We start from the raw sequence: 12,457 nt of genomic DNA, 5'->3' as shown, positions 1-12,457 counted from the left end.
CGGACTCACGATGCAGCCTCTTTCCGACGAAGCGCCGCTGGCCCTGTTCGAATCGGTCCACAGCGAAACGGCCGTCGCCTCCGGCGACCTCACGCTCGCGGTGCGAACCTGGGGCGACCCGGCCCGCTCGCCGGTCGTGCTCGTGCACGGCTACCCCGACGACAGCAGCGTCTGGCAGCAGGTCGCGCCGCTGCTCGCGCGCAAGCACTACGTGATCGCCTACGACGTGCGCGGCGCGGGCCTGTCCGGCGTGCCGAAGCGCACGGCCGACTATCACCTCGCGAAGCTGACCGACGACTTCGTCGCGGTGATCGACGCGCTCTGCCCCGGCCGCGCGGTGCACCTGATCGCGCACGACTGGGGTTCGATCCAGGGCTGGGAGTTCGTCACCGATCCGCGGCTCGCCGGCCGCATCGCGTCGTACACGTCGTGCTCGGGGCCGTGCCTCGACCACGTCGGCTTCTGGTTGCGCGAACGCGTGCTGCACCCGACGCCCGCATCGCTCGGCAAACTCGGCGGCCAGCTCGTGCGCTCGTGGTACGTGTACCTGTTCCACCTGCCGTTCGTCCCTGAACTCGGCTGGCGACTGTGGCTGGGCCGCGCGTGGCCGGGCCTGTTGCGCCGGATCGAGAAGACCCCGGCCACGCCGCGCCCGACGCAGGCCGACGACGGCGCGCGCGGCGTGCGCCTTTATCGCGCGAACTTCATCCGCTGCCTGTTCGCGCCGCGCGAGCGCTACGCGCACGCACCGGTGCAGACGATCGTGCCGCTCGGCGACAAATACGTGAGCCCGGCGCTGTCCGAGAACCTGTCGCGCTGGGTACCGCAGTACTACCGCCGTGAAGTCGCGGCCGGCCATTGGCTGCCGCTCGCCGATCCCGCGCGCTTCGCGGGCCTCGCCGAGCAGTTGATCGACGCGGTCGAATCGGGCGAAGAGCCGCCCGCGCTCGCGAACGCACGCCGCCGCGCGACCAGCGGCCGGTTCAGCGGCAAGGTCGCGGTCGTCACCGGCGCGGGCAGCGGCATCGGCCGCTGCGCGGCGCTCGCGTTCGCCCGCGAAGGCGCGACCGTCGTCGCGTGCGACATCGATCTCGCGAGCGCCGAGCGCACCGCGCTGCTGCTCGGGCTGACCGGCGCGCGGGCATACGCGAAACGCGTGGACGTCGGCGCCGCCGACGAGATGGAAGTGCTCGCGGCATGGGTCGGCAGCGAGCTCGGCGGCGCGGACATCGTGATCAACAACGCGGGCATCGGCATGGCCGGCGGCATCCTCGACACGAGCGAGCGGCACTGGGAGCGCATCCTGCACGTGAACCTGTGGGGCGTGATCCACGGCTCGCGGCTGTTCGCGCAGCAGATGGCCGCGCGCGGCGCGGGCGGCCACATCGTCAACACCGCGTCGGCGGCCGCGTTCGGGCCGTCGCGCGACCTGCCCGCTTACGCGACGACGAAGGCCGCCGTGCTCATGCTCAGCGAATGCATGCGCGCGGAACTCGCGGACAAAGGCATCGGCGTGACGGCCGTATGCCCGGGTTTCGCGGAAACCGGAATCATGGCCTCGACGCAATACGCGGGCGCCAACGCACAGGACGAAGCGCGGCTGCGCAAGCGCGCGACGAAGCTGTACCAGATGCGCGGCCTGAAGCCGGAAACCGTCGCGCAGGCGATGGTTGACGGCGTGCTGCGCAACCGGCCGGTCGTGGCGGTGGGCACCGAGGCGCATGCGCTGCGCTTCGTCGGCCGCTTCATGCCGTGGCTCGGCCGGATGCTGGCCCGCATCAGCATGGCATCGCATTGACGGCGCAGCGCGCCGCACAGGAACGGAGACACAGATGACCGCTACCGCCGACTATCACAAGATCAAGGCCCGGCACGTGAAGTTCGACTTCAGCGACACGCCGATCACCTGGGTGCCGAACGACCCGGGCAGCACGCACATCATCAACACGCTGAACCTGCTGTTCCCGGAAGGCGAACTGTGGTTCTGCCGCGTGTACAACAAGGCGCTGCCGCACATCACCGATGCGCGCCTGCGTGACGAAGCCGAAGGCTTCCTGCGCCAGGAAGCGGTGCATTCGCGCTCGCACGGCGGCGTGCTCAAGCATTATTACGACCGGCACGGGATCGACACGAAGCCGTTCACGCAGAAGCTGAACTGGCTGTTCACGCGCGTGCTGGGCGAAGCGCCGTTCGGGCTGAAGATCGGCCATACGCGCTTCTGGCTGCGGCAGCAGCTCGCGGTGATCGCGTCGCTCGAGCATTTCTTCGGCTATCTCGGCAACTGGGTGCTCAACGCGCACGGGCTCGACGAAGGCCGCGCCGACCCGACGATGGTCGACCTGCTGCGCTGGCACGGCGCGGAGGAAGTCGAGCACCGGACCGTCGCGTTCGACATCTACAACCACATGGGCGGCAACTACCCGGAGCGCTGCCTGCACATGGCGTTCGTGATCGTGCTGCTGCTCTACTTCATCACGAGCGGCGCGAAGTTCATGTACCGGCGCGATCCGGCCGCGGGCCGCTATCCGGGTTTCGTGCTCGCGTGGTGGAAGGGTTCGCGGCGCGGGCACCTGCCGTCGTTCTGGAAAGTGATCGGCGCAGCGCTGCGCTATTTCAAGCCGGGCTATACGCCGCACCACGAAGGCTCGACCGAGCAGGCGCTCGCGTATCTGGCGCGCTCGCCGGCCGCGCAGGCGGCCGCGCACGGCGGCAACTGGGGCACGACGAAGGGCGCGTGAGCCGGCTCGTCGACGGCTTCGTCACCGCATCGGCGGGCGGCGTCCGCCGAAATGCGTACAATCGCGGCTTCATTTCCCGGAGGTGCCGCGATGGCCATGAAGAAAACCGATCTAGAAAAGAACAAGGCGCTCAAGCTGACGCACGCGATGAAGCAGTCGAGCTCCGCCCGTTTCGGCAAGGGCGCCGAGGACGCGGCGAAGCTCGATCGCCGCGCGCAGCGCAAGCTCGACCAGGAACAGGGCCTCGTGCCGTTCGCGTGCAAGCTCAACGCCGAACTCGTCGAACAGCTGAAGGCACGCGCCGCCACGCATCCGAACGGCATGACGGGCCTGCTGTCCGAACTGCTCGTCAACGGCCTCGCCCAGCGCGACGCGTGACGCGCCACGTTTCTCGAAAATAGTCGTTGACAACGCCGTACGACATCGACAAACTCGTTCGCATGCCTACGTTCAAGCTCATCGCCATCGCGAATCATTGCCCGGTGAACATTCGAAAGAATGGATCACGGGAGGCGCTTGTGCGTTAGCATCCGAGCAGTACCGCATGTCACACGAGGCCTCACCGGAAACGGATGAGGCCTTTTTGTTCTGGTGCGCGTCATCCGTCCGGCTCAACGAATGGAGAAGACGATGGACCAGGCAAGCCCGTTGTTCGACCGTCCCGATTCACGCCGCGCCGGCGCGATCGCGTTACCGACCGTCGTGATCCGTTTCGCGGTTGCGCCGCGCACGACGCTCACCTGGCGCGCGCCGGGCGATGCGGAAATTCGTGCGCACGGTGCACCGCTGTGGATCACGCGGCCGCCGAGCGTCGACGACTACTGGGTGCAACCCGGCGACGTGCTGCGCATCGCGCGCGGCGATCGCATCTGGCTCGGCACCGATGACGACCGGCCGGCCGAAGCGTCGATCACGACGGCGTACGTGCGGCGCGGCGAACGGCTGAGACGCACGCTCGCGCGAATGCAACGTTTGCTCGCCGGACGATGGCGAAGACGGGAGTGACGATGCGCGATTCCGTCGCGCGACGGGACACCGGAGCGCGCGGAATCAACGCGTCCGGAAACGGACGCACCCGCGGCGCCATGCGTCGCGGGTGCGCATCGAATGACGCGGCACGCGCGTGCGTGCCGCGCGCGATCGCGCGCCGTGCGCAACCCTTGCATGCATCGCGTGCATCAGGTGCTGGCGGCGAGACGCGGGCCCGTGCTGCGGGGAGTGGCATCGAGGTCGGGGCGTTGCGCCGCCTGCGAGGTCACCCACGGGTCGATGCCTTGCTTTTGCACCTCCTCGAGAAATGACACCCGCGTACGCCAGTAATCCGCCTGTAATTTCGCATCGATGACGCGCTGTTCGGCTGCGAACAGTTCCATGCGCGCCGTCACGAGCATCGACGCAGCGGTTTTTTCCGGCGTGGGGGCGTGCCGCATCGCCCAACGGCTGATCCAGTTCAACATGCTCACCTCCGGGATGACGGACGAACCCGCATCGGGCAATCGCAACCGGTCGCGCCTGCCCGAATGCGCAACGACCGTCACCGCACTTCACCGCCTGCCCTGCACGGACTGCGACTCCCCCGCGTCGGCAACGACTGGCCGGCGTGTGCGCGCGGTGTATCTATCCTAGAAAGACTTGCCGGTTAACGCGATGACGTATTGCAATCTTTTACACAGAAACCACAGTCGGGCCCGCATCGCGAAATGACAGTTGCGGACGGAACGGGTTCGGCGCAGGATAGCCCGATATCTGCAACCGCCTGGACTAGTGAACGGCCGCTGCAGGCCGCTGCGCACCCGCGCCGGTCATGCCGCACGCGTTCGCGCATGCATTGCGACCGTCCTGCGTTCGTCCGGCACGCGGGTGCGCCATTGCAGTCGCGTGTCATCACATGCCATCGCACGCCGCATGCCGGTCATGCCGTTGCGCCCGCATCGGCCGCCCCGGCCCGCCGCCCCTCATCGAATCGTTTCCATCGTTTCTACCTGCCCGCTGCGTCCGAACCGGTAAAATGCGCGCCTTCCTCGCGCGGCCGGCCTGTCCGACCGTTCGCGCGAACGCAGCCGATCGTGCCCCGCAACTATATCGTCCGAGCTATCCGCGCTATTACAATCCGCCGATAGCGCGCCAATAGTGGCTGGTTACAGTAGGCCGGCCTCGCGCTGCCTTACAACAATTCGGCACGAACAACAAGCAACACGACAACCCGACCGGAGAAAACGCCTTCATGGAATCCATCAAGCGGTATTTCGGCTTCGCTGAAGCCGGCACCGACTTCCGCACCGAAATACTCGCGGGCGTCACCACGTTCCTGACGATGGCCTACATCATCTTCGTCAACCCGGCGATCCTCGGCGATGCCGGCATGCCGAAGGAATCCGTGTTCGTCGCGACCTGCCTCGTCGCGGCGCTGGCATCGATCATCATGGGGCTGTACGCGAACTATCCGATCGCCTGCGCGCCCGGCATGGGCCTGAACGCGTATTTCGCGTATACGGTCGTCAAGGGGATGGGCTTCACGTGGCAGGCCGCGCTCGGTGCGGTGTTCATCTCCGGCTGCCTGTTCCTGCTCGTCACGCTGTTCCGCGTGCGCGAGGCGATCGTCAACGGCATTCCGAAATCGCTGCGCATCTCGATCACCGCCGGCATCGGCCTGTTCCTCGGCATCATCTCGCTGAAGACCTCGGGCGTGATCGTCGGCAGCCCGGCCACGCTCGTCACGCTCGGCGACCTGCACAAGCCCACGACGATCCTCGCGATCATCGGCTTCTTCACGATCGTCACGCTCGACCACCTGCGCGTGCGCGGCGCGATCCTGATCGGCATCATCGGTGTCACGATCCTGTCGTTCTTCTTCGGCGGCAACCAGTTCCACGGCGTGTTCTCCGCGCCGCCGTCGATCGACGCGACGCTGTTCAAGCTCGACATCGGCGCCGCGCTGTCGACCGGCATCATCAACGTGATCCTCGTGTTCTTCCTCGTCGAGCTGTTCGATGCGACCGGCACGCTGATGGGCGTCGCGAACCGCGCGGGCCTGCTCGTCGAAGGCAAGATGAACCGCCTGAACAAGGCGCTGCTCGCCGACAGCACCGCGATCGTCGCGGGCTCGGTGCTCGGCACGTCGTCGACCACCGCGTATATCGAAAGCGCGTCGGGCGTGCAGGCCGGCGGCCGCACCGGCGTGACGGCGATCACCGTCGCCGTGCTGTTCCTCGCGTGCCTGTTCATCGCGCCGCTCGCCGGCGTCGTGCCGGGCTACGCAACGGCACCGGCACTGCTGTACGTGTCGTGCCTGATGCTGCGCGAGATGGTCGACGTGCCGTGGGACGACGCGACCGAAGCCGTGCCGGCCGCGCTGACCGCGCTGCTGATGCCGTTCACGTACTCGATCGCGAACGGCGTCGCGTTCGGCTTCATCGCGTACGGCGGCCTGAAGCTGCTGACGGGCCAGGCCCGCACGGTCAAGCCGATCGTGTGGATCATCGCGGCCGTGTTCCTGTTCCGCTTCTTCTATCTCGGCAGCGAGTGACGCACGCGCATCGGTGCGCTGCATGATGAAACGACGCCACCTTCGGGTGTAGTGCCGCCCGGTTCCCGTCGCGGAACCGCACGGCATGGCGAGAAAGACGGGCCCTGACGACCCGGTCGCATTTGCGGCCGGGTCGTTTCACATGGGCGCCCGCCTGGTGCGAGCGGCATCAGGTCACGCGTCCGCCTGCCGGAGCACCCACCGAGCGAAGGTCTGCAACGGCCCCTCGCCCAGTTCCAGCGCCTCCGGCAGCACGAGACAGAAGCGCTTGACCACGCCCCGCCCGTCCGGCCAGGGCGCCGCGAGCAGCCCCTGCGCGATTTCGGCGTCGACATAGAGGCGCGGCACCAGCGCGACGCCGAGCCCGGCCAGCGCCGCGGCGATCAGCATCGAGTAAAGATCGTAGCGGGCGCCGGCGGCCGGATTGTTCACGGGCAACCCCGTTTCCTGCACGTACGCCGACCAAGCATCGGGCGTCTGGCGCTTGTGCAGGCGCGGCAACGTGCCCAGCAAGGTGTCCGGCTGCCCGCCCGCGAGCAGCGACGGATGGCAGACCGGCACCAGCACCTCCTCGCACAACCGGTACGTATGCATGCCGGCCCAGGCCGGATGCTCGAAGTGAATCGCCGCGTCGAAGCCGCTGCCGGCCAGCACGAACGGCTCGGCGCGATCGGCGAAATGCACCGTGATGTTCGGATGCTGCGTCTGGAATCCCTTGAGCCGCGGAATCAGCCAGCGCGTCGCAAACGTCGGCGTCACGGCGATATCGACGCTGCCGCCGTCGCCGGGCTGCCCCATCATGTACTGGCTGTCGCGCTCGAGCCGGTCCAGCACTTCGCGAACCTGCGCCGCGTAGCGCGCGCCGTTCGGCGCCACCCGCACGCGGTTGCCGACCCGGTCGAACAGCGCGACGCCCAGGAACGTCTCCAGCCGGCCGATCTGCCGGCTGATCGCGCCTTCCGTCAACGCCAGCTCGTCGGCGGCGCGCGCGAAGCTCCCATGCCGCGCCGCGGCCTCGAATGCCATCAATGCCGAATTGCTCGGAATCCTGCGTCGCGTCACGATTGCTCCCGGTCCGACCGCCGTCGGTCATGGCTTGATCAAATGTCATTGAACGGTGACGAATCATCGTTTTCCGCCCATTCTTCCGCTCATTATCATGACAAAAACTCAACCCGTCGAGCCGGCCGATCGCTTCCGAAGGCCGCTCGCCACCCGTGGAAATGTCATGATCTATGCCGTTGAATGCAGCATCGCCGAGCCCGCCGTCGAAGCCGAGTGGAACGACTTCTACAGCCGCGTCAAACTGCCGGCGCTGATCTCGGTATCCGGCTTCCGCACGTCGCAACGCTTTCGCGCCCTCGGCGGCGACGGCCCCGTCTACCTCGCGCTGCATACGATCGACGGCCCGGACGTGCTGACATCGGCCGAGTATCGCGACAAGGGCGGCGGCAATTTCGCGCGCTGGCAGCCGCACATCGTCGAATGGCGCCGCAACGTGTACGACAGCGCGGCACCCGCGCCGGCCGTCTCCGGCCATCAATGGCTGGCCGTTTGCGACGACGCCGCGCCGTTCGCGCGAGCAGGTATCGCAGCCACCGCCATGCATGCGGTCGCGCTGGACCGCCAGCCGGCCGCTCGCTGGCTGGCGGTTCTCGATCACGACCAGGCGCGGCTCGCGTCCGATGCGTCGGGCGCCGCGATCCGGTGCTATGCGCCGATGGGCGACCGGCTCGTCAGCGCGACGGCAACGTCGGCCTCACGCTGACGGGAGCCCGGCCATGCCCAGCGTCACGATTTTCATCCCCGGGACGAGCATGCCGTCCAACGCGGCACTCGATGCACTGTCGTCAGCCTGCGAAACGCTCTGCACCGAGGTGTTGCGCGCCGCACCCGGCACGATCCACGTCGCGTACGTGCCGATCCGACACGGCCGCGGGCATCCGGTCAGCGCGGAGATCCGCTTTCGCATCGCATCATTTCGCACCACTGAATTGATGGACCGGTTCATGGCCGAACTGGATCGCGAGATTCTCCGCCACACCGGATTCGTCGCACGCATCCGCTGCTGCGGCTACGACACCACCCACCTTCACGCCCGACATTGACCCCATGAGCGCACCCGTTCCACGCCCTTCTTTCCCGCGCCGCCAAGTCGGCGATTTCACGGTGACCGCGATCAGCGACGGCACGCTGACGGCCGGCCTCGATCTGCTGTCGAACATCGACGTCGACGACGCGACCCGCATCATGCACCGGGCCGGCATGCATACGCCGTCGGCGGTCAACATCAACTGCTACGTGATACGCGGCAACGGCCGCACCGTGCTCGTCGACACCGGTGCCGGCGGCATCCGGAACTGGGGCGGCCTGCTGCGTCCGTCGCTGTCGCAAGCCGGCATCAATGCACGCGAGATCGACACGGTCCTGCTGACGCACGCGCATCCGGACCACATCGGCGGCCTGCTCGACGCAGACGGGCGCCCGGCCTTTCCGCAAGCGGAGGTGCTCATCGACGGACGGGAACGCATGTTCTGGCTGGACGACGATATGTACGAGAGGGCCAGCGAGCGCGCGCGCGTCAATGTCCGAATCGCGCGGCGCGCGTTCGACGCCTGCGCGGCGCAACTGCGCACCATCGCGGCAGGCGACGTGCTGCCCGGTATCGCCGCCGTGCCGCTGCCGGGGCACACGCCCGGCCACACCGGCTATCGCGTCGAATCGCAGGGCGAGCGCCTGCTGATCTGGGGCGATCTCGTGCATTTCGCGCCGATCCAGGTTACTCGCCCCGACGTGTCGATCGCGTTCGATCACGATCCGTCGCAGGCATCGGCGACCCGCGCGGCCACGCTCGCCGAAGTCGCTTCGGATCGCTTGCTGATTGCCGGCATGCACCTCGCCGGCGCAGGCTTCGCACGCATCGCGCGCACGCACGACGCAACGGGCGGCGCGTATGCGCTGATCGACTCTGATTGAGCGAAACGGGATCGAGCGAAACGGAACGCGGGCACGCCATCGCGCCGCACGCTGCCCGGACCGTGCAGCGCATCGTCCCGCGCGGGCGATCTAGCGGACGAGCCTGCGCCGATATGACACGGGCGCCGGTATCCGGCGCCCGCTCCGTCGCTGCCCGGTCGTCCGGCTCAGCGCCAGTTCGCTTCGTAGAAGCGCACGTAGCCGCTGCGCAGCGTCACGCATTGCGCGCGCGTCTCGGACAGCAACCGCCGTGCGGCTGCCTCGATCCGCTCGCGGTGCTGATCGTACGCACCGACCATGTCCTCGAAGCGCGGCGATGCCGCACCGAAATGATCCTCCAGCGCCTCGGCGGTGATCTGACATTGGACGCGCTCGCCATTGACCAGCGCCGTGAAACCAAGCATCAGGTCGCGCCCCGAATATTCGGGCTTCTCATTCGTGAAATGGATCTGCATGGGAGCCGCCTCGACCGGTAGAAAGCAAATGACCGCGTCCGTCGTCCGCTACCGGCCGGACGAAAATGTACGCGGGCTCGTCGGCAGAGGCACGATCCACGGGGGTATGGCGCGGACTAATGCATGCCGGTTGCATTCCACTTTAGACGGTTTCGCGCAGGAGGCAAAATTTGCGATGTGCGTCGTTCCGACGCGCATTTCCTCTGACCAGCGCGACATCCGGCACCGTTTTGCCGAATGGCGTCAGTGAGGATCGGTGGGCCAGACGTTCAGCGCGATCGCGGCGGTCGTGGCGCCCGCCGCGATCGCGGCCGCTCCGTATTGCACCGCGTCGCTCAGGTCGAACAACAGACCGTGGATCGCCACGGCGATGCCGCCCAGCATGATGAAAGTGGCGATGGCCGCCAGCACGACTCTCAGTTCCGTCCGAACCATGATGCGTCTCCCGAACGGATGCATGTCGCGTCGCATGCATGTTGCGTTGCGGAACACGGCGCGCGCGTGTTCCATTTCCATCATTGCAGGCGGGCGCTTAAAAGCAAGGGGTTTTTGTACGCAGTCGCACAACGTGCGCGGCGCTTGTATGATGAGGCGATATCGACGGCGGCGGCCCGGGTGGCGGATGGTGCGGTGCAGGGCGTCCAAGGGGTTCGACTGCGAAGCGGGGGCCTCGGAATGCGCTGATGTGCGGATTCGGGTTGACCGCGAAGCGTGGGACCAGAGCAAGCGCTGAAGCGCCAACTTAGGCCGATCGCGAAGCATGGGACCAGAGTAAGCGCTGAAGCGCCAACTCCGGCCGACCGCGAAGCATGGGACCAGAGTAAGCGCTAAAGCGCTAACTCTGGTCGACAGGAGACAAGACATGCCTCAATCTTTCGTGCTGCCCGCCACCGCGGGCCGCACCGACCTGCTCGCGCAGGCGCATGCCCGTTCGACCGCGGTCGGCCTGCGCGCGAACGAGCGCCCCGATTTCTCGCCGCTGTCGCGGCTCGCGCTGCGCGAACTGCTCGACACGAACCACGCATTGTTCGCGCACGCGCGCCCGGTGATGGAAAACCTCCACGCGCAAATCGCCGACACGCAAAGCCTCGTTCTGCTCACCGATGCCGACGGCGTGATCCTGCACAGCATCGGCGACGCGGACTTCATCGAGAAGGCGAACCGCGTCGCGCTGTGCACCGGCGTGTCATGGGCCGAAGGCGCACGCGGCACCAACGCGATCGGCACCGCGCTCGCATCGGGCCAGGCCGTCGCCGTGCACGGCTCGGAACACTTCCTGCGCGCGAACCATATCCTGACCTGCTCGTGCGCGCCGATCATCGATCCGTTCGGCCGCACCCTCGGCACGCTCGACGTGAGCGGCGACCCGCGCGGCTTCAGCCCCCATACGCTCGCGCTGGTGCGGATGTCCGCGCAGCTGATCGAGAACCATCTGTTCGCGAACCAGTGCGCGGAAGCGCTGCGGCTGCGCTTCCACGCCCACGAGGATTGCGTCGACTCGCTGTTCGCCGGGCTCGTCGCGTTCGGCCCCGACGGCGGACTGATCGCCGCGAACCGGAGCGCGCAATTCCAGCTCGGCGCGACGTTCGATGCATTGCAGCATCAAGGCTGCGACGCGCTGTTCGGCATGCACTTCGGCCAGCTCGCGCAGCAGGCGGCCCGCGCGGCCGGCACGCCGTTCCGCCTCACGCTGTCGACCGGCGTGCGCGTGCTCGCCCGCTGCGAATTCGCGGAAGCGCACAAGACGACCGTCGCCGTCACGCCGCCCGCCGCCGCCGTGCGCACGCGGGCGCCGGACCCCGACGCGATCACGTTCGCGACGCTCGACACCGGCGATGCGCGGATGGCCGCCGTGCTCGAACGCGTCGCGAAGATCCGCGGACGCGACCTGCCGTTGCTGATCCTCGGCCAGACCGGCACCGGCAAGGAATGGCTCGCGCGTGCGCTGCACCAGGCATCGCCGCGCGCGGACGGCCCGTTCGTCGCGGTCAACTGCGCGGCGCTGCCGGATTCGCTGATCGAGGCCGAACTGTTCGGCTATGAGGACGGCGCGTTCACCGGCGCGCGCAAGCGCGGCAGCCCCGGCAAGATCGTGCAGGCCGACGGCGGCACGCTGTTTCTCGACGAAATCGGCGACATGCCGCTCGCGCAGCAGGTCAGGCTGATGCGCGTGCTGCAGGAGCGCGCGGTGATGCCGCTCGGCGGCGCACGCGCGGTGCCGGTCGACGTGCGCGTGGTCTGCGCGACGCACCGCGACCTGCGCGCGATGATCGCCGCAGGCACGTTCCGCGAAGACCTGTTCTACCGGATCAACGGGCTCGCGGTCACGCTGCCGCCGCTCGCCGCGCGCACCGACCTGCCCGCGCTGGTCGAGCGGATCCTCGCGCGGCTCGCGCGCAGCGAGCCGATGCCGGGCCGCCTCGCGGCCGACGTGCTCGACGCGTTCATGCGGCACCGCTGGCCCGGCAACCTGCGGCAAATGACCAACGTGCTGCGCACGGCCGGCATGCTCGCCGAAGACGAAGCCGAAATCACGCTCGCGCACCTGCCCGACGATTTCTGGCTCGACTGCGACGACGCACCCGCGGCGCAAGCCGCACCGGCCGACGTGCGCGAAGCGACGACGCTGCAGAGCCACCAGGCCGCGGTGATCGATGCCGTGCTCGCACGGCACGGCGGCAACGTATCGGCCGCCGCGCGGGAGCTCGGGCTCGCGCGCAATACCGTGTACCGTTACCTGCGCCGGCACTGACACGTTCCGG

General features: G+C 67.9%; 13 protein-coding genes. 9 read left to right on the top strand and 4 right to left on the bottom strand.

Going from position 1 to position 12,457, the window contains the following annotated elements:
- Window positions 1-10 precede the first annotated feature (10 nt).
- The 4 genes from NQV17_RS03865 to NQV17_RS03850 all read left to right on the top strand — a co-directional run bounded on the left by NQV17_RS03865 (window position 11) and on the right by NQV17_RS03850 (window position 3,743).
- Window positions 11-1,798, top strand: a complete 1,788-nt coding sequence (locus NQV17_RS03865; RefSeq protein WP_257769024.1) for an SDR family oxidoreductase — start codon at window positions 11-13, stop codon at window positions 1,796-1,798.
- A 34-nt stretch (window positions 1,799-1,832) separates the two neighbouring features.
- Window positions 1,833-2,738, top strand: coding sequence for a metal-dependent hydrolase (locus NQV17_RS03860; protein ID WP_044846877.1), 906 nt, complete (start codon window positions 1,833-1,835; stop codon window positions 2,736-2,738).
- A gap of 90 nt (window positions 2,739-2,828) precedes the next feature.
- Window positions 2,829-3,116 carry a hypothetical protein gene (locus NQV17_RS03855; RefSeq protein WP_044846876.1) on the top strand — a complete coding sequence of 96 codons (288 nt, stop codon included), beginning with the start codon at window positions 2,829-2,831 and terminating at the stop codon, window positions 3,114-3,116.
- A gap of 252 nt (window positions 3,117-3,368) precedes the next feature.
- Window positions 3,369-3,743 (top strand): DUF2917 domain-containing protein, encoded by a 375-nt coding sequence (locus NQV17_RS03850; RefSeq protein WP_257769020.1) that lies wholly within the window; start codon window positions 3,369-3,371, stop codon window positions 3,741-3,743.
- A 173-nt stretch (window positions 3,744-3,916) separates the two neighbouring features.
- Here NQV17_RS03850 and NQV17_RS03845 read toward each other — a convergent pair whose 3' ends face one another.
- Window positions 3,917-4,195, bottom strand: coding sequence for a hypothetical protein (locus NQV17_RS03845; RefSeq protein ID WP_027807295.1), 279 nt, complete (start codon window positions 4,193-4,195; stop codon window positions 3,917-3,919).
- 767 nt (window positions 4,196-4,962) lie between these two features.
- Here NQV17_RS03845 and NQV17_RS03840 point away from each other — a divergent pair.
- Window positions 4,963-6,264 carry an NCS2 family permease gene (locus NQV17_RS03840; protein WP_257769017.1) on the top strand — a complete coding sequence of 434 codons (1,302 nt, stop codon included), beginning with the start codon at window positions 4,963-4,965 and terminating at the stop codon, window positions 6,262-6,264.
- Window positions 6,265-6,438: 174 nt separating this feature from the next.
- On the opposite strand, the gene NQV17_RS03835 is transcribed toward NQV17_RS03840, so the two are convergent.
- On the bottom strand, window positions 6,439-7,290 hold the full coding sequence (locus tag NQV17_RS03835) for a LysR substrate-binding domain-containing protein (protein ID WP_257770209.1): 852 nt from the start codon (window positions 7,288-7,290) through the stop codon (window positions 6,439-6,441).
- Window positions 7,291-7,492: 202 nt separating this feature from the next.
- On the opposite strand from NQV17_RS03835, the gene NQV17_RS03830 reads away from it, so the two are divergent.
- From NQV17_RS03830 to NQV17_RS03820, 3 genes are read left to right on the top strand one after another with little or no spacing between them, the layout of a single operon-like run.
- Window positions 7,493-8,032, top strand: coding sequence for a sugar ABC transporter (locus tag NQV17_RS03830; RefSeq protein ID WP_257769015.1), 540 nt, complete (start codon window positions 7,493-7,495; stop codon window positions 8,030-8,032).
- A 13-nt stretch (window positions 8,033-8,045) separates the two neighbouring features.
- A complete protein-coding gene (locus NQV17_RS03825; RefSeq protein ID WP_257769013.1) occupies window positions 8,046-8,372 on the top strand; it encodes a hypothetical protein in 327 nt (108 codons plus the stop codon).
- 4 nt (window positions 8,373-8,376) lie between these two features.
- Complete coding sequence (locus tag NQV17_RS03820) at window positions 8,377-9,240, top strand: MBL fold metallo-hydrolase (protein WP_257769011.1); 864 nt, start codon at window positions 8,377-8,379, stop codon at window positions 9,238-9,240.
- A 167-nt stretch (window positions 9,241-9,407) separates the two neighbouring features.
- Here the strand turns inward: NQV17_RS03820 and NQV17_RS03815 are convergent, their stop codons facing one another.
- Together NQV17_RS03815 and NQV17_RS03810 are read right to left on the bottom strand one after the other, a co-directional pair.
- Window positions 9,408-9,695 (bottom strand): DUF1488 domain-containing protein, encoded by a 288-nt coding sequence (locus tag NQV17_RS03815; RefSeq protein ID WP_014898618.1) that lies wholly within the window; start codon window positions 9,693-9,695, stop codon window positions 9,408-9,410.
- 243 nt (window positions 9,696-9,938) lie between these two features.
- On the bottom strand, window positions 9,939-10,214 hold the full coding sequence (locus tag NQV17_RS03810; RefSeq protein ID WP_308235363.1) for a DUF2964 family protein: 276 nt from the start codon (window positions 10,212-10,214) through the stop codon (window positions 9,939-9,941).
- A gap of 343 nt (window positions 10,215-10,557) precedes the next feature.
- On the opposite strand from NQV17_RS03810, the gene NQV17_RS03805 reads away from it, so the two are divergent.
- Window positions 10,558-12,447: a sigma-54-dependent Fis family transcriptional regulator gene (locus NQV17_RS03805; RefSeq protein WP_257769008.1), complete on the top strand. Its 1,890-nt coding sequence runs from the start codon at window positions 10,558-10,560 to the stop codon at window positions 12,445-12,447.
- The last annotated feature ends 10 nt before the right edge of the window (window positions 12,448-12,457 follow it).

This window comes from Burkholderia sp. SCN-KJ (assembly GCF_024656005.1).
Lineage (GTDB): Bacteria > Pseudomonadota > Gammaproteobacteria > Burkholderiales > Burkholderiaceae > Burkholderia.
The sequence above is the reverse complement of the archived record's forward strand: the minus strand, read 5'-3'. Positions and strand labels throughout refer to the sequence as shown.

Bases quoted from the DNA above. Each gene is read 5' to 3' on its own strand.
- NQV17_RS03865 (WP_257769024.1), top strand. From the start codon at position 11: ATGCAGCCTCTTTCCGACGAAGCGCCGCTGGCCCTGTTCGAATCGGTC.
- NQV17_RS03860 (WP_044846877.1), top strand. From the start codon at position 1,833: ATGACCGCTACCGCCGACTATCACAAGATCAAGGCCCGGCACGTGAAG.
- NQV17_RS03855 (WP_044846876.1), top strand. From the start codon at position 2,829: ATGGCCATGAAGAAAACCGATCTAGAAAAGAACAAGGCGCTCAAGCTG.
- NQV17_RS03850 (WP_257769020.1), top strand. From the start codon at position 3,369: ATGGACCAGGCAAGCCCGTTGTTCGACCGTCCCGATTCACGCCGCGCC.
- NQV17_RS03845 (WP_027807295.1), bottom strand. From the start codon at position 4,195: ATGTTGAACTGGATCAGCCGTTGGGCGATGCGGCACGCCCCCACGCCG.
- NQV17_RS03840 (WP_257769017.1), top strand. From the start codon at position 4,963: ATGGAATCCATCAAGCGGTATTTCGGCTTCGCTGAAGCCGGCACCGAC.
- NQV17_RS03835 (WP_257770209.1), bottom strand. From the start codon at position 7,290: ATGGCATTCGAGGCCGCGGCGCGGCATGGGAGCTTCGCGCGCGCCGCC.
- NQV17_RS03830 (WP_257769015.1), top strand. From the start codon at position 7,493: ATGATCTATGCCGTTGAATGCAGCATCGCCGAGCCCGCCGTCGAAGCC.
- NQV17_RS03825 (WP_257769013.1), top strand. From the start codon at position 8,046: ATGCCCAGCGTCACGATTTTCATCCCCGGGACGAGCATGCCGTCCAAC.
- NQV17_RS03820 (WP_257769011.1), top strand. From the start codon at position 8,377: ATGAGCGCACCCGTTCCACGCCCTTCTTTCCCGCGCCGCCAAGTCGGC.
- NQV17_RS03815 (WP_014898618.1), bottom strand. From the start codon at position 9,695: ATGCAGATCCATTTCACGAATGAGAAGCCCGAATATTCGGGGCGCGAC.
- NQV17_RS03810 (WP_308235363.1), bottom strand. From the start codon at position 10,214: ATGATGGAAATGGAACACGCGCGCGCCGTGTTCCGCAACGCAACATGC.
- NQV17_RS03805 (WP_257769008.1), top strand. From the start codon at position 10,558: ATGCCTCAATCTTTCGTGCTGCCCGCCACCGCGGGCCGCACCGACCTG.